The sequence below is a fragment of the Flavobacterium sp. MDT1-60 genome (assembly GCF_014844035.1).
In the GTDB taxonomy this organism is placed as follows: Bacteria; Bacteroidota; Bacteroidia; order Flavobacteriales; family Flavobacteriaceae; genus Flavobacterium.
The window spans coordinates 1,808,008-1,830,490 of sequence record NZ_CP062159.1 but is presented as its reverse complement, the minus strand read 5'-3'; the positions used below and the strand labels follow the sequence as shown (position 1 = coordinate 1,830,490).

19 protein-coding genes are annotated in these 22,483 nt (G+C 33.7%); 13 read left to right on the top strand and 6 right to left on the bottom strand.

The window, feature by feature from the left end; genetic code table 11:
- Positions 1–55: 55 nt before the first annotated feature.
- The 3 genes from IHE43_RS07900 (at position 56) to IHE43_RS07890 (ending at position 3,304) form a co-directional block, all read left to right on the top strand.
- Entirely contained in the window at positions 56–1,918 is a 1,863-nt protein-coding gene (locus IHE43_RS07900; RefSeq protein ID WP_192187420.1) for an ABC-F family ATP-binding cassette domain-containing protein, read from the top strand.
- A 145-nt stretch (positions 1,919–2,063) separates the two neighbouring features.
- Complete coding sequence (locus IHE43_RS07895) at positions 2,064–2,528, top strand: FKBP-type peptidyl-prolyl cis-trans isomerase (RefSeq protein ID WP_192187419.1); 465 nt, start codon at positions 2,064–2,066, stop codon at positions 2,526–2,528.
- A 233-nt stretch (positions 2,529–2,761) separates the two neighbouring features.
- Positions 2,762–3,304, top strand: coding sequence for a hypothetical protein (locus IHE43_RS07890; protein ID WP_192187418.1), 543 nt, complete (start codon positions 2,762–2,764; stop codon positions 3,302–3,304).
- 186 nt (positions 3,305–3,490) lie between these two features.
- Here IHE43_RS07890 and IHE43_RS07885 read toward each other — a convergent pair whose 3' ends face one another.
- Positions 3,491–5,044, bottom strand: coding sequence for an SDR family oxidoreductase (locus tag IHE43_RS07885; RefSeq protein ID WP_192188181.1), 1,554 nt, complete (start codon positions 5,042–5,044; stop codon positions 3,491–3,493).
- Between the two features lie 146 nt (positions 5,045–5,190).
- On the opposite strand from IHE43_RS07885, the gene IHE43_RS07880 reads away from it, so the two are divergent.
- A complete protein-coding gene (locus IHE43_RS07880; protein WP_192187417.1) occupies positions 5,191–5,970 on the top strand; it encodes an O-methyltransferase in 780 nt (259 codons plus the stop codon).
- Between the two features lie 52 nt (positions 5,971–6,022).
- Here IHE43_RS07880 and IHE43_RS07875 read toward each other — a convergent pair whose 3' ends face one another.
- Positions 6,023–6,682: a hypothetical protein gene (locus IHE43_RS07875; protein WP_192187416.1), complete on the bottom strand. Its 660-nt coding sequence runs from the start codon at positions 6,680–6,682 to the stop codon at positions 6,023–6,025.
- A 291-nt stretch (positions 6,683–6,973) separates the two neighbouring features.
- Between IHE43_RS07875 and IHE43_RS07870 the strand changes: the two genes are divergently transcribed.
- The 7 genes from IHE43_RS07870 to IHE43_RS07840 all read left to right on the top strand — a co-directional run bounded on the left by IHE43_RS07870 (position 6,974) and on the right by IHE43_RS07840 (position 16,797).
- A complete protein-coding gene (locus tag IHE43_RS07870) occupies positions 6,974–7,660 on the top strand; it encodes an ABC transporter ATP-binding protein (RefSeq protein ID WP_192187415.1) in 687 nt (228 codons plus the stop codon).
- Positions 7,661–7,757: 97 nt separating this feature from the next.
- Positions 7,758–8,327 (top strand): cob(I)yrinic acid a,c-diamide adenosyltransferase, encoded by a 570-nt coding sequence (locus tag IHE43_RS07865; protein WP_192187414.1) that lies wholly within the window; start codon positions 7,758–7,760, stop codon positions 8,325–8,327.
- A gap of 240 nt (positions 8,328–8,567) precedes the next feature.
- Positions 8,568–8,789: a DUF2795 domain-containing protein gene (locus IHE43_RS07860; protein WP_007138072.1), complete on the top strand. Its 222-nt coding sequence runs from the start codon at positions 8,568–8,570 to the stop codon at positions 8,787–8,789.
- 89 nt (positions 8,790–8,878) lie between these two features.
- Positions 8,879–12,220: a preprotein translocase subunit SecA gene (gene secA / locus IHE43_RS07855; RefSeq protein WP_192187413.1), complete on the top strand. Its 3,342-nt coding sequence runs from the start codon at positions 8,879–8,881 to the stop codon at positions 12,218–12,220.
- A gap of 203 nt (positions 12,221–12,423) precedes the next feature.
- A complete protein-coding gene (locus IHE43_RS07850) occupies positions 12,424–12,801 on the top strand; it encodes a hypothetical protein (protein ID WP_225585439.1) in 378 nt (125 codons plus the stop codon).
- Positions 12,802–12,900: 99 nt separating this feature from the next.
- On the top strand, positions 12,901–15,060 hold the full coding sequence (locus tag IHE43_RS07845) for a TonB-dependent receptor (protein WP_192187412.1): 2,160 nt from the start codon (positions 12,901–12,903) through the stop codon (positions 15,058–15,060).
- A gap of 141 nt (positions 15,061–15,201) precedes the next feature.
- Entirely contained in the window at positions 15,202–16,797 is a 1,596-nt protein-coding gene (locus tag IHE43_RS07840) for a PepSY-associated TM helix domain-containing protein (protein ID WP_192187411.1), read from the top strand.
- A 113-nt stretch (positions 16,798–16,910) separates the two neighbouring features.
- Here IHE43_RS07840 and IHE43_RS07835 read toward each other — a convergent pair whose 3' ends face one another.
- The 4 genes from IHE43_RS07835 to cysC all read right to left on the bottom strand — a co-directional run bounded on the left by IHE43_RS07835 (position 16,911) and on the right by cysC (position 19,838).
- The gene (locus IHE43_RS07835; protein ID WP_192187410.1) at positions 16,911–17,573 is read right to left on the bottom strand and encodes an RNA methyltransferase; all 663 of its coding nucleotides are present in this window, start codon (positions 17,571–17,573) and stop codon (positions 16,911–16,913) included.
- 64 nt (positions 17,574–17,637) lie between these two features.
- The gene (locus IHE43_RS07830; protein WP_192187409.1) at positions 17,638–18,606 is read right to left on the bottom strand and encodes a sulfotransferase family protein; all 969 of its coding nucleotides are present in this window, start codon (positions 18,604–18,606) and stop codon (positions 17,638–17,640) included.
- Between the two features lie 9 nt (positions 18,607–18,615).
- On the bottom strand, positions 18,616–19,299 hold the full coding sequence (locus tag IHE43_RS07825) for an aspartyl/asparaginyl beta-hydroxylase domain-containing protein (RefSeq protein WP_192187408.1): 684 nt from the start codon (positions 19,297–19,299) through the stop codon (positions 18,616–18,618).
- Positions 19,300–19,313: 14 nt separating this feature from the next.
- Positions 19,314–19,838, bottom strand: a complete 525-nt coding sequence (gene cysC, locus IHE43_RS07820; protein WP_192187407.1) for an adenylyl-sulfate kinase — start codon at positions 19,836–19,838, stop codon at positions 19,314–19,316.
- 176 nt (positions 19,839–20,014) lie between these two features.
- Here cysC and IHE43_RS07815 point away from each other — a divergent pair, with 176 nt between their 5' ends.
- Together IHE43_RS07815 and purB are read left to right on the top strand one after the other, a co-directional pair.
- Positions 20,015–20,707, top strand: coding sequence for an NAD-dependent deacylase (locus tag IHE43_RS07815; RefSeq protein ID WP_192187406.1), 693 nt, complete (start codon positions 20,015–20,017; stop codon positions 20,705–20,707).
- A gap of 180 nt (positions 20,708–20,887) precedes the next feature.
- On the top strand, positions 20,888–22,234 hold the full coding sequence (gene purB, locus IHE43_RS07810; protein ID WP_192187405.1) for an adenylosuccinate lyase: 1,347 nt from the start codon (positions 20,888–20,890) through the stop codon (positions 22,232–22,234).
- Positions 22,235–22,483 lie beyond the last annotated feature (249 nt).

Here is a 22,483-nt window from a genome sequence, read left to right as displayed (position 1 = left end):
AGTTGTGTTTTGTAAAACCTTCATAACTTATAATTTATAACTCATATTTCATAAAGTGAATTACTTATCTGTAGAAAATATATCGAAGTCTTTTGGCGAAAGAACGCTTTTTGACAACATCTCATTCGGAATCAATAAAGACCAAAAAATCGCTTTTATCGCTAAAAACGGGTCTGGAAAAACCACCATTATGAGTATTATTAATGGTTTAGATGAGCCTGACACAGGACAAGTAGTTTTGAGAAAAGGAATCCGTATGGCTTTTCTTTCTCAGGACAATAATCTACAGGAAGAGTTAACTATTGAAGAAAGCATTTTTGCTTCTGATAATGAAACTCTTAAAGTAATTGAAGCCTACGAAAAAGCACTTGAGAATCCGGACGACGAAGAAGCTTATCAAAAAGCTTTTGACGGAATGGATCAGCATAACGCCTGGGATTTTGAAACACAATACAAACAGATTTTATTTAAATTAAAACTGGAAGATTTTAAACTTAAAGTAAAAAATCTTTCAGGTGGACAAAAAAAACGTCTTTCATTGGCTATTATCTTAATCAATCGTCCGGATTTATTGATTTTGGATGAGCCAACCAATCACTTAGATCTTGAAATGATCGAATGGTTAGAAAGTTATTTTGCCAAAGAAAATATTACGTTGTTTATGGTGACGCACGATCGTTTCTTCTTAGAGCGTGTTTGTAATGAAATCATCGAATTGGACAACGGAAAATTATACCAATACAAAGGAAATTATTCTTATTATTTAGAGAAAAAAGAAGAACGAATTACCTCTGAAAATGCCAGCGTTGACAAAGCAAAAAACTTATTTGTAAAAGAATTGGAATGGATGCGCCGTCAGCCAAAAGCGAGAACTACCAAATCGAAATCGCGTCAGGATGATTTTTACGTAATTAAAGAAAAAGCACAAAGTCGTCGTCTTGAAAACAAGGTAGAACTTGAAATTAATATGGAACGTATGGGAAGCAAGATTATTGAGCTTCACAAAATTTCAAAAAAATTCAAAGATCATGTTATTCTGGACAACTTTAGTTTTGATTTTCAGCGTGGAGAACGTATCGGAATTATTGGTAAAAACGGAACCGGTAAATCTACTTTTTTAAATCTTCTTACCGGAACAATTCCACTTGATAGCGGACGTGTGGTAAAAGGTGATACTATTAAAATAGGATATTATACGCAAAGCGGAATCAATCCGAAACCAAATCAGCGTGTAATTGATATTATTAAAGAATACGGAGAGTTTATTCCATTGGCAAAAGGCAGAATGATTTCAGCTTCACAACTGTTAGAGCGTTTTCTTTTTGATGCTAAGAAACAATATGATTTTGTCGAAAAATTAAGCGGTGGAGAATTGAAACGTTTGTATTTATGTACCGTTTTGATTCAGAATCCTAACTTTTTGATTCTTGATGAGCCAACAAATGATTTGGATATTGTAACGCTAAATGTTTTGGAGAGCTTCCTTTTAGATTATCCCGGATGTCTTTTAGTCGTTTCTCACGACCGTTATTTCATGGATAAAATTGTCGATCACCTATTTATCTTTAGAGGAAAAGGTGAAATAGAAAGCTTCCCAGGAAATTATTCTGACTTCAGAGCCTACGAAGATAGTGCCGATGTTGCTCAAAAAGAGGAAAACAAAGCAGAAAAGAAAGATTGGAAACAAAATAATCCGACTGGAAACTTAACTTTCAATGAGCAAAAAGAATATCAAAAACTAGAAAGAGAAATTAAAGATCTGGAAATTGATAAAACTAAAATCGAACAATTATTTTCTGATGGAAAAGTTGCCGATGCTGATATCGAGAAAAAAGCAAATGAATTACAAAATATTATTAATAAAATAGATCAGAAAGAAGAACGTTGGTTTGAGCTTTCGGCTAAAATTGAAGGATAGAGTTATTACACAGAGATTCACAAAGAAAACGCAGAGTTACACTAAGTTTTTTTTGTGAATCTTTGTTTTTTCTTTGTGAATCTCTGTGAAACAAAAAATACATTTTATTATATTAACCCCATTAAAAATATATTTTTAAAATATCATGAAATACATCTTAACTTCATTATTAGCATTAACACTTTTTATCTCTTGTAATCCTAGTGATACTCAACCTACAAAAACAGATTATACTGTTGAAAACGAAAAAGAGATAGTTGATTATATTGCCAAAAATAAACTGACAGCTCAAAAAACTGATTCTGGTTTGTATTATGTAATCAATGAAGCCGGAGACGGAGCTCAACCAACTGCAAGTTCTAATGTTACTGTAGCTTATAAAGGTTATTATTCTAATGGAAGTATTTTTGACCAGAGCAAAGCTGCAGGGATTTCCTTTGGGTTAAATCAGGTAATTAAAGGCTGGACAGAAGGTATTCCTTATTTTAAAGTTGGAGGAAGTGGAATATTGTTAGTTCCTTCACATTTAGGTTATGGACCTTTCGATTATAGTGGTATTCCTGGAGGTTCAGTACTTATCTTTGATGTGAAATTAATTTCAGTAAATTAGTCACACCAAATTATCCTTAATATGAAAGACCACAATAAAATCTATTTTATTGTGGTCTTATCATATCAAATAAATACAGTAATAATTAAAGTAATAACATAAAAGCACCATCTATTTTATAAAAGTCTGAATTTCATTATGTAATGATTAATAAAAATTGTGTAAATAATAATAAATCTGTTTTCCGAGCTTTGTTTAAGTGAAAATGAATTCACAATATAAACATATATAAAATGGAAAATTTACATAATCCGGATGGAACAAAACGTGAGGTTTTAACAGGAATGTTTTCAGATCGCGACAGCATAGAAAGAGCGTACGATACTTTAAGCGACAGAGGTTATACAAAAGATGAAATTAACCTTATCATGTCAGACGAAACCAGAAAAAAACATTATTCAGACAAAGACGATCATTCTGAACTTGGAACAAAAGCTGCTGAAGGTGCCGGAACAGGTTCTGCAATTGGAGGAACAATTGGTGCTATTGCTGGTGTTATCGCAGCTTTAGGAACAAGTCTTGTTATCCCCGGATTAGGATTAATTATTGCTGGTCCGCTTGCCGCAGGATTAGCTGGTGCTGGTGCTGGAGGAATTACAGGAGGTTTAATTGGAGCCTTAGTAGGATCAGGGATTCCTGAGGACAGAGCAAAAGTTTATGAAGATGGAATTAAGGACGGTCATGTTGTTTTAGGAGTTCATCCTCGCAATAGCGAAGATGCTGAATATTTTGAACAACAATGGAGAGCAAATAACGGTGTAAATATCTACAGATAAATTCTTTATTTTTCTATAAAAAAACCGCAACAGAATTAAATTTTGTTGTGGTTTTTTTATTTTTAAAAACACTGATTTTACGAATTTTTACAAATCTGATGGTTAAGTTTGTTTGTGAAATTAATGTTTAAATCTGTATCCAATCAGTTATAGACTGAGAAGAGACTGTAAAGTGAAAACTAAATCCTACCACGGGATCGGATTGTAATCTTTCAGAAATTTTCCGCACCAATGTTTTCCAGTATTGATTCCGTCAAACAAAGGATCCATAACTCTCGCCGCACCATCCACTATATCCAATGGTGGTTGAAAATCTTCTAACTCCTGCTTTTTCTTTGCCAATTCAGCAGGATCTTCATCTGTTACCCAACCTGTGTCTACTGCATTCATAAATATACCATATTTCGCCAGCGTTCCTGAAGAAGTATGGGTTAACATATTTAAAGCTGCTTTTGCCATATTGGTATGTGGATGACGATCTTCTTTAAAAAAACGATGAAATTTCCCCTCCATCGCCGAAACATTGATGATGTGTTTTTGTCCCGTATTATCTTTCTTCATTACTTCTGAAAGTCGGTTACACAATACAAAAGGTGCAACTGAATTTACCAATTGTACTTCAATCATTTCAGTGGTTTCTATCTGGCCCAGTCGCAAACGCCAACTGTTTGTTTTTCGCAAATCGACTTGCTGTAAATCGGCATCGAGTTCTCCTTCCGGAAAAACTTCATTGGCGACTAACGCATTATCGAAAGAATATGGAATTTGAGATAATTGAGCCGAAGCACGTAAACCAATTCCAGGTTCGGGTCCGTGCCAGGTAACTGGCATATTTTCGTTTGAAGAAGCTCCAGTTGTCAGCATTTTTAATTCATCCAGACAATTGATATGATCCAATAATAATTCTTGCGCCTTTTGAGGAAGTGCACTTATTGGCAACTCTTCATTCTCCATCAAATGCGAATAGAATCCTGCAGGTCGTCTAACTGTTTGTGCCGCGTTATTAATTAAAACATCAAGACGTTCATATTTTTGCTCAATGAAATTACAGAAAATCTCTACGCTCGGAATATGTCTTAAGTCTAAACCGTGAATTTTCAACCGATGCCCCCAATCCATAAAATCCTCTTCTTTAGCAAAACGTAAAGCTGAATCAACAGGAAAGCGAGTGGTAGCAATTACAGTTGCTCCTCCACGCAAAAGCATCAAAGTAATATGATAGCCAATTTTTAAACGAGAACCCGTAATAATAGCAATTTGCCCTTTTACATCTGCCGTTTGAAAGCGTTTTGCGTAATTAAAATCGCCACAGTCCGTACACATTGTGTCATAAAAGTGATGCATTTTAGTAAATTCTGATTTACAAACGTAACAGTTTCTGGGCGTTTCAAGTTCTAATTGTTCTTTGTGAGCCAGATCATTAAAAGCTAATAATTTAGGAGCAACAAATATGCTTGCTTCACGTGCATGCCTAATTCCGGTTTCCTTACGTGCCGTTTTGTCCTTCTTTTCCTTTTTTCGTTTAGCTGCCTGTAATCCATCTTTAATTCTTCTGGAAAACTCACCTCTATCCGGTCTGGAAAACATTCCTGCCTCTTTAATTAAAGCTATCCGTTGTTCTTTTGGGATATCAAATATTTGATCTGTATTGGTATTCAATTGTGCCAAAATAGCAATGCATCGATTAATCTCTTCAGAAGATATTATGCTGTTATCTTCTCTTTCTTCCTTCAATATCATGAAAAATGTATTACTATTAGCTTTATTTAAAGTCAGCAAATATAGTCTTTTTGAAATCGGAATAATTCTAAGTCAAATTGACTGCTCCTTCCCTTTTGACAATTATATTATCTTACTATCTTCGTACCCTGATATAATTATTTTATATGCTATTTCAAATAAAAGCTTATTTAAAGTTCCTGTGGAATTCAAAAAACGAACACGGAGTACATTCCCCGTTTGTTTTTAGTTTACTAACAAAATGTTTTTACGATAAAAAGTCCAAACCGGAATATGCAATTCTGAAAAATTACCGAAGATCATTACTTCAGAATAAAAACTTTATAGAAGTAACTGATTTTGGTGCAGGCTCAAAAGTTTTTAAATCAAACAGAAGACAAATTTCGAAGATTGCATCAACAGCCGGAATTTCTCCAAAACGTGCTGAATTATTATTTCGGGTAACCCATTATTTTCAGCCAAAAAACATTCTTGAAATAGGAACTTCATTGGGATTAGCTACTTCTGCCCTCGCATTAGGTAATCTAAATGCAAATGTAATCACATTAGAAGGTTGTCCTGAAACAGCAAATATTGCTAAAAATCAATTAAATCAATTTGATTGCAATAATGTGGATTCGATTATAACTGAATTCGAAGCTTTCTTAAAATCGAATAATCTACAATCTACAATCTACAATTTAATATATTTTGACGGCAATCATTCAAAAAAAGCCACATTAGCCTATTTTGATCTTTTATTACCAACTATCGACAATGACTCCGTTTGGATTTTTGATGACATTCACTGGTCTTCAGAAATGGAAGAAGCATGGGAAATTATTAAAAACCATCCAAAAGTTACTGTTACAATCGATACTTTTCAATGGGGATTTGTATTTTTTAGATACGAACAGAAAAAAGAGCATTTTACAATTCGAACATAAAAAAAATGACAACCATTTCTGATTGTCATTTTTTTTAGTAATTCAATTACTTTTATTTTTTAGCTTCTTTATTTTCATCAGATTTAGCTCCCATTCTGTTTAAAGTATACATTGGACCAAATTTCACTTTTAAACCTGCAATTTTTCTATTATCTTCAGAAGACAAACCTTCTTTTTCAACAGTGTTTTTACGGCTATCTAATGCTTCATACATCAATTTGATTTCATCCCAGTCTTCACGAGAATAACTGTCTTTATTATCTTCTACTGTATGTACAAATTGTTGATATACGTTATGAATATTTTGGGCATTTACCCAGGCAAAACTCATATCGTCTCCAATTTTTCCTTCACCAAACAAAGCATTACGCAATTGTTGTTTCGGACTTGGAGCAGGTGGGGCAAGAACTGTGGTCATTTCTTTTTTAAATTCTTCGTATTTAACTTTACTTGCATTTATTTTTTCACTCTCAGCAGTATTGTCTTTAATATCTGCCAAAGCTAACTGAGCATTTTCGGCTCTTCTATCGTACTCAGCTTCAACAGTTGCCCAATCCGCTTTCAAATCATCAGCTTTGACATTTTTTACTGAGTCAACGTAGGTTACATAAGCGTCAATTGTTTTTTGAGCTTTTTCTTGTTTTTCGTCTTTACACGATGTAAGACTCAATGCAATTAATGCAATTCCCGATAATAGTTGTATGTTCTTCATAATAATGATTGTTTAATTAATACATTAACAAATGTACCTACTAATTCATTATCTAAAATTACATTATTACCATGTTTTTAAGAGTAATAAGGTATTAAATCTATAAAGAATGCAAAACAATGATAATTATATAAGGCAAAATAAAAAAGATATAACTATTTTAAAAAATATATTATTTAGTATTTGATATAACTGCAAACTAAAGATGTTTTTGTAACAAAAACCAATTATTGGCTACTTATCGTTTATTGAAAAGTGTTTCGTACTTTTAAATCCAAAATTGTAAATCGAATGGCAAATCCATTAATTAAAATAACTAACATTAAACGAGATTTTGTACTTGGTAATGAAATCGTTTATGTCTTAAAAGGAATAGATTTAAAAATCAATAAAGGAGAATACGTAGCTTTAATGGGCCCATCAGGATCCGGAAAATCGACTTTAATGAATTTATTAGGTTGTTTGGATACGCCAACTTCCGGACACTACATATTAAATGGAAAAGATGTCAGCCAAATGAAAGATGATGAATTGGCAGGAATTCGAAATAAGGAAATTGGTTTTGTATTTCAGACTTTTAATCTTTTGCCAAGAACAACCGCTTTAGACAACGTTGCTTTACCAATGATTTATGCAGGATATTCTAAATCGGACCGAAATACACGTGCCAAAGAAGTTTTAACACAAGTAAATCTTGCTGATAGAATGGATCACCAGCCGAATCAGCTTTCCGGAGGACAACGTCAGCGTGTTGCTATTGCCCGAGCTTTGGTTAATAAACCTTCCATTATTTTAGCCGATGAACCAACAGGAAACCTGGACAGTAAAACTTCTGTGGAAATTATGAAGCTTTTCGGCGACATTCATGCATTGGGAAACACCGTAATTCTGGTAACTCACGAAGAAGATATCGCAGCTTATGCGCATCGTGTAATTCGTTTAAGAGACGGATTGATTGAAAGTGACACGACTAAATAATTTTAGATTTCTGATTTTAGATTATTTTCTAAATCTTAAATTTTAGATTACAACATTTCAATCTAAAATCAGAAATCTAAAATCTAAAATCACAAAAATGAAAGTATATACAAAAACCGGAGATAAAGGAACAACCGCTCTTTTTGGAGGCACACGTGTTCCTAAAGATCATATTCGCATAGACAGTTACGGAACTGTTGACGAATTGAACTCTTATATAGGACTGATTCGTGACCAGGAAATGGATTCGCACTACAAAACTATTTTAATTGAAATTCAGGATCGCCTTTTTACTGTTGGAGCAATTTTGGCAACGCCACAAGAAAAAGAAATTTTAAAAAACGGCGAGCTTCGATTGAAAAATTTGGGCATCATTGATACTGATATTGAATTACTAGAGAATGAAATTGATAAGATGGAGGAAAGCCTTCCGCCAATGACTCATTTTGTTTTACCAGGAGGCCATCAAACTGTGTCATATTGTCATATTGCACGCTGTGTATGCCGTCGTGCCGAGCGTTTGGCAGTACATTTAAGTCATAATGAACATGTTCCTGAAATCGCAATCATGTACTTAAACCGACTTTCTGACTACCTTTTTGTCTTGGCACGGAAGTTGTCCTCAGACTTAAAAGCGGAGGAAGTGAAATGGATACCCAGAAAATAAATTTTCTATAAATTCCAAATTTTTGAAATCCCAAATTCCAGGAAAATATTAAAAATTCTGCGAATTTAAATAACATACAAAATTTCCTGTATTTACAGGTTTTATGTTCCTTTTTTGGAATTTAAAATTTAAAAATTGGAATTTAACAAGAGACGTTCTTAAATTTTATTAAAATAAATCAAAATTTACTTGTCTTTTTCAGTAAAAAATTTATTTTTGCACAAACTAAACAGATAACAGATGTATTGGACATTAGAATTAGCATCTTATTTAAGTGATGCGCCATGGCCTGCTAACAAAGACGAACTTATTGACTACGCTATTAGAGCTGGTGCTCCGTTAGAAGTAGTAGAAAACCTTCAGTCAATCGAAGACGAAGGCGAGATATATGAATCAATGGAAGAAATTTGGCCTGATTATCCAACAGACGAAGATTATCTTTGGAATGAGGATGAATATTAAAAAATAAACCAAAGGAAAAAGTCTCATCACAGAGGCTTTTTTTTTGGTTCAAAATACAACATTTACATATAATAGAAATACAATAAATCATGAGTTTTATAAACAGTATTATTAAAGTCTTTGTAGGTGATAAATCACAGAAAGATGTCAAAGCTTTACAACCTTATTTAAACAAAATTAAAACATTCGAAACTAGCTTAATGAGTTTGTCTCACGACGAATTGAGAGCCAGAACCGTATATTTTAAAGAAAAAATAAAAGAAGCCAGAGCTGATAAAGATGCTAAAATTGCTTCGCTTAAAGCGGAAGTAGAAAACATCGAAGACATTGACAAAAGAGAAGATCTTTATGATGCTATTGATGCTCTTGAAAAAGAAGCTTACGAAATTTCAGAGAAAACTTTATTGGAAATTCTTCCGGAAGCATTTTCTGTAGTTAAAGAAACAGCGCGTCGTTTTAAAGACAATTCTTTTATTGAAGTTACTGCAACTCCAAAAGACCGCGAATTTTCAGCAACAAAAACATACGTTACTATTGAAGGTGACAAAGCTACATGGGCTAATAAATGGAATGCCGCAGGTAAGGAAATTACCTGGGACATGATTCATTATGATGTTCAGTTAATTGGTGGTATGGTTTTGCACGAAGGTAAAGTTGCCGAAATGCAAACAGGTGAAGGTAAAACTTTAGTTGCTACACTTCCACTTTACTTGAATGCATTGACTGGAAATGGAGTTCACTTAGTAACGGTGAATGATTATTTGGCGAAACGTGATAGTACATGGAAAGCACCTTTATTTGAATTCCACGGTTTAACTGTTGATTGTATTGATAATCACCAGCCAAGTACAGAACAAAGAAAAAAAGCATACGACGCTGATATCACTTACGGAACCAACAACGAATTTGGTTTTGACTACTTAAGAGATAATATGGCACATTCTCCAGGCGATTTAGTACAAAGAAAACACAATTACGCTATTGTCGATGAGGTAGATTCTGTATTGATTGATGATGCAAGAACACCACTTATTATTTCAGGACCAGTTCCACAAGGAGATCGTCATGAATTTAATGAGTTAAAACCGAAAATTGAAAACTTAGTTTCTCAACAACGTCAATTGGCAAATGGTTTCTTAGCAGAAGCTAAAAAATTAATCAAAGAAGGAAACACTAAAGAAGGCGGATTCTTATTATTAAGAGCGTACAGAAGTTTACCTAAAAACAAAGCATTAATTAAATTTTTGAGTGAAGAAGGAATTAAACAATTGCTTCAAAAAACTGAAAATCAATACATGCAGGATAACAATCGCGAAATGCATAAAGTGGATGAAGCTTTGTATTTTGTTATTGAAGAGAAAAACAATCAGGTTGAATTGACTGATAATGGTATCCAATACCTTTCAGGTGATACTGATGCTGACTTTTTCGTACTTCCGGACATTGGAACTGAAATTGCAGCTATCGAAAAACAAAAATTAGATAAAGATGCTGAAGCAGAAGCTAAAGAAAGATTATTCCAGGATTTTGGAGTAAAAAGTGAACGTATTCACACCCTTACTCAGCTTTTAAAAGCGTATGCACTTTTTGAAAAAGATGTAGAATATGTGATCATGGACAACAAAATTATGATTGTCGATGAGCAAACAGGCCGTATCATGGATGGTCGTCGTTATTCTGACGGATTACACCAGGCGATTGAAGCCAAAGAAAATGTAAAAATCGAAGCTGCTACTCAAACTTTTGCAACTGTTACATTACAGAATTATTTCAGAATGTATAGCAAATTAGGTGGTATGACGGGTACAGCGGTTACTGAAGCTGGAGAGTTATGGCAGATTTATAAATTGGATGTTGTTGAAATTCCAACCAACCGTCCAATGTCAAGACAAGACAAAGAAGATTATATCTACAAAACTACACGTGAGAAATTCAACGCTGTAATTGAAGATGTAACACAGCTGTCAAATGCAGGAAGACCAGTATTGATTGGAACAACTTCCGTAGAGATTTCAGAATTATTAAGCCGAATGTTGAAAATGAGAGGCGTTACACATAACGTTTTGAATGCTAAAATGCACAAACAAGAGGCGCAAATTGTAGAAGAAGCAGGTAAAGCCGGAGTTGTAACTATTGCAACAAATATGGCTGGTCGTGGTACCGATATTAAATTATCTCCAGAAGTAAAAGCTGCCGGAGGTTTAGCAATCGTGGGTACAGAACGTCATGATTCTCGTCGTGTTGACAGACAGTTACGTGGTCGTGCAGGACGTCAGGGAGATCCGGGAAGTTCTCAATTTTATGTTTCTCTTGAAGATAACTTAATGCGTTTATTTGGTTCTGAAAGAGTTGCCAAAGTAATGGACAGAATGGGACTTCAGGAAGGTGAAGTTATTCAGCATTCTATGATGACTAAATCTATTGAGCGTGCTCAGAAAAAAGTAGAAGAAAACAACTTTGGTGTTCGTAAACGTTTATTAGAATATGATGACGTTATGAACTCGCAACGTGAAGTTGTTTACAAACGTCGTCGTCACGCCTTGTTTGGTGAGCGTTTGAAACTGGATATCGCTAATATGCTTTATGATACTTGCGAATTAATCGTAAGTCAAACTAAACCAATTAACGATTTCAAAAATTTCGAATTCGATTTAATTCGTTATTTCTCTATCACTTCACCAATTTCTGAAGCTGACTTCCTGAAATTAACTGATATCGAAATCACAGGAAAAATATATAAGGAAACTTTAGCTTTCTATACGGAGAAAACAGAAAGAAGTGCAAGAGAAGCTTTTCCAATCATTAAAGGAGTTTACGAAGAGCCAAACAATCATTTTGAGCGTATTGTAGTTCCATTTACTGACGGAATCAAAACTTTGAATGTGGTAACTGACCTTAAAAAAGCTTACGATAGCGAAGGAGCTCAGTTAATTGCTGATTTCGAGAAAAACATCACGCTTTCTATTGTTGATGAAGCCTGGAAAAAACATTTACGTAAAATGGACGAATTGAAACAATCTGTTCAATTGGCCGTTCACGAACAAAAAGATCCATTGCTTATCTACAAATTAGAAGCTTTCAACTTGTTTAGAGGAATGTTGGACAACGTTAACAAAGAAGTTATTTCATTCTTATTCAAAGGTGATTTACCAGCTCAAAATGTTCCGGAAATTCACGAAGCAAGAGAAGTTCGTCAGAAAGAAAACTTCAAATTGAGCAAAGATGAAATTCCAAACAGCGAAGATATCAATCGTGAAGCCGGAGAAACTCAGCAACGTCAGGTTACTGAAACGATTGTGAGAGATATGCCAAAAATCAACCGTAATGATACTGTTACAGTTCAGGAAGTTGCAACAGGTAAAACGGAAACGATGAAATTTAAAAAAGCAGAATCTTTAATTGCCAATGGCGAATGGGTTCTTGTTAAATAAGTCACAGTTTTTAGTCTCAGTTTACAGACTGACACTCTAAATTATATACATCAAACCCGACAGGTTATAAAAACCTGTCGGGTTTTGTCTTTTAAAACAGTTTACAGTCTGTGACTGAAAACTTTTTTTCGGAAAACTTAAAAATAAATTCCTTCTAAATCGAATAAACTGTACTTTTGCAATCGTAAACAACAAATAAAGCTTTGAAGCGAATTTTAATCACACTTCTTTCCTGCATGCTTTTAGTGCCATCATTTGGCAGTTTCTTTGTTTATACTTCTTTCAAATTAAATCAGGAAGAAATTTCAAAAACCATCTGTGTGCAACGAAAAATGGTTTTTAATTCTTGTAATGGTCGATGTGAACTTCAAAAAAGTTTGAAGAAATATGCCGACAACGAAAAAAAGATGCAAAACAATCTGAAAGAAAAAGCAGAGGTAGTTTACATTCAAAACACAGCAACCGCTAATTTTAAATTAGTAACTCCTATCGAATCTGCAGCAAAACTTTTTGCTTCTTTTGATGAGAAACCAATTTCGGTTTCAAACAGTACTTTCCACCCTCCATCCTATTTTATATAAATTTTAGCTGCACTTTTCGATTCAAAATTGAAAAGATTTTTTTCTGGCTTTAAGTCAGGGAAAAAGACATGTTACTTTTTAAAATTTATATAATTTAAAATGAAAAAAATATACTTTACCCTACTAATCATAGGGCAATGTGTCTTTGCTCAAAATGAAGTGAAGCAAGACACATCAAAATCTCATGAATTAGAAAACGTTTTTATAACTGCTAATCGTACTGCAACTTTACGAAAAGAAACCCCTGTTGCTATTAGTAAAATAACAGCAAAAACGATCAACGAAACCAAGGCAACCGCAGTCTACGAAATCATTAATAAAACGCCCGGCGTTTTAATGGTTAATTTAGGAAATGAACAGCATATGATGTCGATTCGTCAGCCAATGACAACCAATGCGTATTATTTGTATTTGGAAGATGGCTTACCAATTCGCCCAATGGGAATCTTTAATCACAATGCTTTATTAGAAATCAATCAATATAATTTACAAAGTATTGAGGTTGTAAAAGGCCCTGTTTCTTCTTTATATGGCCCGGAAGCTGTTGGCGGAACGATCAATTTAATTTCACTAAAACCGCCTGTTGATCCTGAATTTAAATTTGGCGTTCAGGCCGATAATTACGGTTACCGAAGATTTCAGGCTGCCGGTGGGGCAACTATCGGAAAGGTAGGTTTTCATATTGCCGGAATTTCAAGTTTGCAGGAAAATGGCTGGATGACGTATTCTGATTACAACAAAGATAACTTGAATGCAAGGATCGATTATAATATCTCTCCTTCTACCCGATTGATCAGTAATACCATGTATGGAAAATATTATTCTGACATGAGTGGAAGTGTAAACGAGGACGCTTTTAACAATAGAACTTATAAAAGCACTACCGATTTTACCTACAGAAAATCTGATGCTTTAAGAACCCGTTTAACATTAGAACACGATTGGAACGGTAATTCAAGTAGTTATATTACTGCTTATTTACGTGACAATAAATTAGGCCAAAATCCTTCTTACGGAATCAAATGGAGTTCGACTGTAAATCCGACAACGGCAAAAGGCGAAGTAAATTCGAACAATTTCAAAAGTTACGGCGCAATTGGTCAGCATACTCAAAAATTTGATTTCTTAAATACTAAAATTGTTGCCGGAGCATTATATGATTATTCTCCGGTTACGTATTGGTCTTATGTGATTGATTTGAAAGCAAATTTAAATCCGGGAGAAGCTGGGAAACAAACTGTAGATTCTTATGAAATTATTGCAGAACATCCGGATTCTAAATTAGCAGATTATACAGCTGATATTTTCAATACGGCTGGTTATGCACAAGTAAGTTTTAATCCGATAGAAAAACTAGTTGTTACTGTTGGCGGGCGTTATGACAACATGAAAATCAATTACGACAATGCATTGGACAAATCTACAGGGAGCAAAGTTTATGACAAAATGACTTTTAAAGCTGGTGCAAATTACAATCCGTTTGAATTTGCCGGTTTTTATGGCAATTATTCCCAGGGATTTGCGCCTCCGGGAATCACTTCTATTTTCAGAACAAAACCCGGAACTGGAGGAACAACTGGTGTTCCAGCTGATTTCTATTATAACTTAGAACCTGCTACTTTCAATAATTACGAAGTTGGCGGATGGTTTTCTTTCCTTCAAAATAAATTAAATTTTGATTATGCGTTCTATTATATGGAAGGAAAAAATGAGCTTTTAAATATCAAACTTGCAGATAATTCAACTGATTATCGTTCAGCTGGTGAAACGCGCCATAAAGGAATCGAATTTGGAGCTTCTTATCGTCCTTCAAAACAAATTAACTTTCGTCTTGGCGGAACTTATGCCCAACACACTTATATCGATTTTAAACTTTCGGATAAACCATCTGATCCGGTTCAAAACTTAAATGGAAAAGAAATGCCATCAGCACCAAAATGGTCTGGGAATTCGGAGTTGAGTTATTATCCAAACTGGCTTCCAAATCTAAGAACTTCTATCGAATGGCAGCTTGTCGGAAGTTATTACCAGGATCAGATTAATACCGTAAAATATGATGGTTATAATATTTTCAATGCCCGAATCGGTTACCAATGGAAAAGCATTGAAGTATATGGAAATGTGCTCAACTTAACAGACAAATTATACGCTTATAACGTTTCGAGAGCTAATACAACAAATGCTCAGCCAACCTATACGGCAGCAGCACCAAGAACTTTTGTTTTCGGAATTCAGTATAATTTTTCATTAAAAAAATAAAGTTAATGCCACAGATTAAATAGATTAAATAGATTATTAAAAACAAGGAAATTGAACTTAATTTTTAAGTGGTAAAAAATCTTTTTAATCTGTGAAATCTGTGGCAAAAAAACAATTAGGCAAATAAAAACAACTCAAATTATGAGCAAAGAAATAAAAGAGAAAAAGTCTAAAAAGAAAGATTCTAAGCTTGTCAAGAAAACCAAGCAACATATGTACAAATGGCATCGTGTTATTGGATTAATTACTATTATTCCAGTAATTTTTTGGACATTATCTGGTTTGATGCATCCGTTTATGGCACATTTTTTCAAACCGGAAATTGCACATGATAAACTGGAACAGCAAATTATTGATAAAAATCAATTAAAATTTTCGATACAGGAAGTTTTACAGAAAAATGAACTAACGCAATTCAAAAATTTCAGAATAGTTGCCTTCAATAATAAAACTTATTATCAGCTTAAAACTATAATTGGCGAATTATGGTATTATGATACTTCAACAGCTGAAAAACTAGAAAATGGAGATCAAAAATATGCGGAATGGCTTTCACGCTATTTTTTAGAGGATCAAAAAAGTGCTGTAAAAAAGAGCGAAGTGGTGACCGAATTCACCTCACAATACAAATATGTAAACCGTTATTTACCGGTTTACAAACTGAGTTTTGATCGTCCTGATACTATGGAAGTTTATGTTGAAACTTCATCCGATAAACTGGCGACTTATAATCCAGCTTCAAGACAATGGTTTATTTGGTTTTTCGATACTTTTCATAATTGGTCTTTTGTAGATGCTATCTCAAATAATAGTATCCGAATCATTACAATGATTTTCTTATTATCAATCATTGGATTTTCTGCCCTGAGCGGAATTATAATTTATGGTTTATTGTGGAAACAATTCAAAAAGACAGATAATTTACAACCAAAAAAAGGACTTCGAAAATATCACCGTCAAATTGGGATTTGGGTTTCACTTTTCACTTTAACATTTGCTTTTAGCGGCGCTTATCATGCCACTACAAAATGGACTCCGTACACTTTATCGCAAATGGTTTATGAACCAACATTTGAAACCAAAGAAATTCCTTTAGCCAATACTACTTTGATTTTAGACTGGAGTCGTTTTCAAAACGCAAGTATTATTACGTTAAACGACACGACCTATTTCCGTTGTCAACTATTAGAAAAAGAAAAATTCAAAAAACCAAAAACCGATTCTAATTCGAAATGGAATAAAAAAGACGATAAAAAATCGGAAGTGGTTTATATCAACGCTACAACTAATAAAATTGTTCCAAATATTGATCTTCAATATGCCGAGTTTCTGGCGTACTATTTTACAGATGGAGCGCCAAAAGCGGCTTGTTGCGAAATGGTGGAAAGTTCAGACGAACCGGAAGCTTCATTAGAAAATGCAAAACTTTTAGAATCTAAAGTTCTAACGGATTTTGAAAGCAGAGAATATGGCTTTGTAAATAAAAGATTGCCTGTTGTAAAATTGGCCTATGATACTCCAGAAAAAACAACTTATTTCATCGAGACCTCAACTTCCAGATTGGCAGCTAAAATTAAGAGCTCAGATAGGATTGAAGGTTATTCGTTTGCTATTCTCCACAAATTTTTATTTATGGATTGGGCAGGAAAAAATATTCGGGACCTGGCAATGGTTTTGGCAGCTTTGACCATTTTGATTGTTAGTGTTTTAGGATTTATTTTATTTTTGAAAAAATAGAAAAAATCACTTTTACAACCTGCAAGGTTTCCAAAACCTTGTAGGTTTAAATTATAGGCTTTCAAAAATACCTACAAGGTTTTGGAAACCTTGCAGGAAACTCATAAACAATATTATCTGGGATTTTCCTCGTAATAACGTGCCTCAATTCGTTTAATATCCTTGATTGAATTCTTGGCCCAAGCCAAACGTTTCTCCAGAATTTCTTCTTCTGATAATTGCCATTTGATATCTGAATTTCGCAATCTGTTGGTTAAATTTTGAATGATGATTGCAGCTGAAACCGAAATATTCAAACTCTCTGTAAAACCAACCATCGGGATTTTAAGAAAACCATCGGCTTTTTCCAGAATTTCTTCCGACAATCCGTCTCTTTCTGTTCCGAAGAATAAGGCACTTGGTTTTGTAATATCAAAATCTTCCAACAAACAATCATTTTCGTGCGGTGTTGTAGCAATAATTTGATAGCCCTGATTTTTTAAAGTAGAAACGCATTTTGTAATGGAATCAAACTGATTGATATCCACCCATTTTTGAGCGCCCATTGCAATTTCTTTGTCGATTTTTTTTCCGTAACGTTGTTCGATTACATTCAATTCCTGAATTCCGAAAACTTCGCAACTGCGCATTACGGCACTTGTATTGTGCATCTGAAAAACATCTTCGACCACAATTGTAAAATGCTTTGTGCGGTTTCCCAGTACATTCAAAAATCTTTCTTTGCGATTGTCTGTTAATATATTTTCAAGAAATGCCAGGTAATCTAAATCAATCATTTTATTTGAGTTTGGCGCAAAAATACATTATAAATAAAATAGAAAGAAAAATTCATTCGTATTTTCAACGTACAACATGTTCAACAAAAGTATTGTTCAATTTTTCATGTAACCTATTAACATTGGTAAAATCTATTTGTAATTTTTCTTCTTTATAAATATCGCCTTTAAAAATGGCACTTTCATCTTTAGAATGCCTTTTTAAACGTGAATACATTTTATCAAGTTCGCCCACAGGATAATTGGCATCAATAAAAGAAAGGAAATTTTCTATAACACTTTGCATTCCTTCATTGTAATTAAGCTTGATAACATTCTGATCTTTTTGATAAAAATCGAGAAAGCCCTGGAAATATTTTTCTAAAACCAAAGCTCCATATTGTTGAAAATTAATTTCATTAATTTCTTTAGCTTTAATTCCAAAAATAGCAGGTGGTAATACATTAGGAATCATATGCATTCCTGTCTTTTTTTGATGTGATCTTAAAACTTCATCCGGATTTCTGTAAAGCAATGCAAAAGGTATTTCAGGAAAAATTGATCTCAAAAAATTGGCATTAAAGATATGCCAGGCATCCAACTTTATAATTAAATTCTTTTGTTCCGGAAATCGTTTTTGTCCCAATAATGCAAGTACCGATTTTAAAAGAATACCTTTTTTACCTAAATCAAAACGATTACATCTCAGAATCTCATCTATAATGGGGGCCTCAGAAATCATAACATTATCCGAAGAAGTTGCCAAAGACTGACTCAACATGGTAGAACCGCAACGTGATACATGAAATATTAGTGACTTGAGCTCAACAGAAATTAATTGATTAGACCAATCAATAAGATTTTCTGCAGTTGTAATGACCTTAAATGGCTTTGAGTTATATGAATGTTTCCAGCATTTTGAAATTGTTTCTTCAAAAAAAGGGTCAGCATATTTTAGATCTCCCAGATAAATCCATTCAAAATAAACCTCGTTATCTTTTTCGATTAACTTATACGGAATCCAGTTTGAAAGAGGGTGATTTCTATTTTCCATTTTTTCTATTTATTCTGCTAATAAATCAGCAATAATTTTAGCGTTAACTTCTGATGGATTTCGAGAAAGTTCAGCAATAATTTGTTGTTTTACTTCATCTGAATATTGTGCTTTTTCATTAGAGTATTGTATGTCAAAACCCATTTCTGTAAATAATGTATCAGACCAGCCATTTCTAATACAATCAAGTGTAAGATGAATACGCGGTTCAGCGCTTTTGTTTTCTATGCTATGCGGAAGCTGAAAATTGGCGTACCAACACTCCCCCATTTGCATTGGAACCTGTTTTTTATCCACATAAAAGAAAACTTCTGCATTTGTTATAATGGGAATATGAATTCTAAAAAATCCATCTTCATAAGAAGTATCATTGTCAACATGTTCTTTTATTTCACTTTGTGGACCTAATCTAAGTAATCGCACTGCTTCTTTTTCACATTGAAACCAATCCATTATTTTCTTAAAATATGGACAACGATCAAGCAAATCTGTATTTATATAGGCTTTATTTGCAAAAGAGGTAATGTCATTTACCAAACCGGATTGCGATCTTAAAGAAACGCTTGTCCAATTGCCCTCATATCGATTGGTATTAAAATGAGGAGTCCATAAATCCGTTTCGCATTTAGCAAGTTCTTTTTGTAATTTATCTATTGAAAAGGAAATCGGAAGTTTGCTGAAAGAAGGATTCATATACTTTTTATAAGTTAAGATAAATTGGTAATAATAAATTTGTATAATTTATCAGTTGAAGAAGGCACTGTTTCAAAATCTGTTTTTAGCACCAAATCTGCTCGTGAGGGAGTCTCAAACACATCACTTATTCCTGTGAAATTATTTATTTTGTTGCTATCGTGATCTGGTAATAATGCTTTTTTATACAATCCTTTTGGATCTCTTTTTATCAAATTATTTATGGAACAATCCAGAAAAACCGTTCTGACAAATTCATAGGACCGCAATTCATTTCTCAGGTTTTCATAAGGATTTATTACTGACATCAAGACAATTGTATCCTTACTAATAAAATTTTGTCCTAAATTAAAAAGGCGTCTGACATTTTCGCATCTGTCCTCTTTAGAAAAACCTAAATCTTTACAAATGGTCTTTCTGTAAACATCACCATCAATTATTTCAACTTTATAACCTTTTTCAATTAACAAATGCCGAACATTTTCTGCTAATGTCGTTTTACCCGAACCTGATAATCCTGTAAATTGAATTAAAATCATCGAAAATTGGCTTTATTTTTATTCCCATTAAAGCTAAATAATTTATAAGACTGGCACAATAAGTAGAAATACGCTTTTATCAGCATCCCAAATACTAAAAGAAATTGTGTTATAAACTCCGTTTTTTCGAAGAATTGGATATGTAAATTACTATTTTTATCTTTTAATTAAATAAGATGAAAAAGAAATTAGTTGTTTTAACCGGAGCGGGAATCAGCGCAGAAAGTGGCATTAAAACCTTTCGTGACAGCGATGGTTTGTGGGAAGGACATGATGTAATGGAAGTAGCAACTCCTGAGGGTTGGCGCAAAAATCAGGAATTAGTTTTGGATTTTTATAATAAAAGACGTCAACAGCTTAAAGAAGTAGAACCGAATTTAGGTCACAAAATTTTAGTCGAATTAGAACAGGATTTTGACGTTCATATTATTACTCAAAATGTTGATGATTTGCACGAACGTGCCGGCAGCACAAAGGTTTTGCATTTACATGGCGAATTATTAAAAGTACGAAGTGTTCAAAACAGAAATCATATTCTCGATTGGACCGAAGATTTATATACTGGAGATTTAGACCAAAACGGACATCAGTTGCGACCCCATATTGTTTGGTTTGGCGAAGATGTTCCAGCGCTTGAAGAAGCAATCGAAATTACAGAAACAGCAGATTATTTTGCTGTCATCGGAACGTCATTGCAAGTTTATCCTGCGGCTGGACTGATATCCTATACTTATAGTATTACACCGGTTTTCTATATTGATCCAAAGCCAATTGCGATTCCGAATATTCAAAATAAAGTTGAAGTTATTGCAAAGGTTGCTTCGGAAGGAGTTGCCGAATTAAGAGAACGATTAAAAGGTGAACACTAATTTCACGGATTACACTAATTTTATTATTCACAAAATTGAATACTTTCATTGTCTTAATGTTGTTTACAGTGCCACAACAGCATTTTTTCGTGACAATTAGTGAAATTTGTGTTTGATCTTTTGTCTGTTTAATCCGCAAATTCTGTTTATATTTGCACCTTTCGAACAAACAACATAACAATGACTACTTTAAACGAATTGAATGCTATATCACCAATTGACGGAAGATATAGAAGCAAAACCCTTTCATTAGCGCCTTTTTTCTCTGAAGAAGCTTTAATCAAATATCGAGTATTGGTTGAAATCGAGTACTTTATTGCTTTATGCGAAGTGCCATTGCCACAACTTTCAGGTGTAAACCCAAATTTATTTGACAGTTTACGTGACATTTATAAAAAATTCTCAACTGAAGACGCGCTTTGGATTAAAGAAACGGAAAAAGTTACCAACCACGACGTAAAAGCGGTAGAATACTTTATCAAAGATGCTTTTGAAAAATTAGGTTTGTCTCAATACAAAGAGTTCATTCACTTCGGATTAACATCTCAGGACATTAACAACACTGCAATTCCGCTTTCTACAAAAGAAGCTTTTGAGCAGGTTTATATGCCATCTTTAATTACTTTAATTTCTAAATTAAAAGAATTAAGCGTGGAATGGAAGGATATTCCGATGTTGGCGCGTACGCACGGACAGCCGGCTTCTCCTACTCGTTTGGGTAAAGAAATACTTGTTTTTGTAGAGCGTTTAGAAGAGCAAATGCGTTTGTTATTCAACATTCCGTTTGCCGCTAAATTTGGTGGTGCAACAGGAAACTATAATGCACACCATGTTGCTTATCCACAGATTGACTGGAAACAATTCGGAAATAAATTTGTAGAAACAGATCTTGGTTTACACCACTCTTTTCCAACCACTCAAATTGAACATTACGATCATTTTGCAGCATTTTTTGATGCTTTAAAAAGAATCAACACTATCATTATCGATTTAGATCGTGATATCTGGACGTATGTTTCAATGGATTACTTTAAACAAAAAATCAAAGCAGGCGAAATTGGATCTTCTGCAATGCCACATAAAGTGAACCCAATTGATTTTGAAAATTCTGAAGGAAACTTAGGAATTGCAAATGCTATTTTTGAGCATTTAGCAGCTAAATTACCAGTTTCAAGATTACAGCGTGATTTGACTGACAGTACCGTTTTACGTAATATTGGTGTTCCGATAGGGCACACTATTATAGCTTTTGAAGCGTCATTGAAAGGTTTAAACAAATTGTTATTAAACGAGGCAAAATTTGCTGAAGATTTAGAGAAAAACTGGGCAGTTGTTGCTGAGGCAATTCAGACGATCTTACGTCGTGAAGCGTATCCAAACCCATACGAAGCTTTGAAAGGTTTGACAAGAACAAATGAAGCGATTGACAAAAAAGCAATTCATAATTTTATTGCGACTTTAGAAGTTTCTGATGCAATTAAAGCAGAATTGATGCAGATAACACCTGCAAATTTCACAGGAATTTAAAGAAACCCTAAAATATTTTACCAAAAAAAGCTATCTTTAACGATAGCTTTTTTTATTCCCTATAAATCCGATTGGGAACTAGCCCAGATTACTTCACTTAACTTTTATTTTCATAGGAGTTCAGTGAATTTCATTTGCAATGAAAAGCCTTTTGTGAAAAAAACTATATTTTTTTGTAGGTACAGAGCGACCAACGGAAGCTCCTGTAACTACTTTAAAATATGTTTTTTGAATAAAAGCTTGAAATGG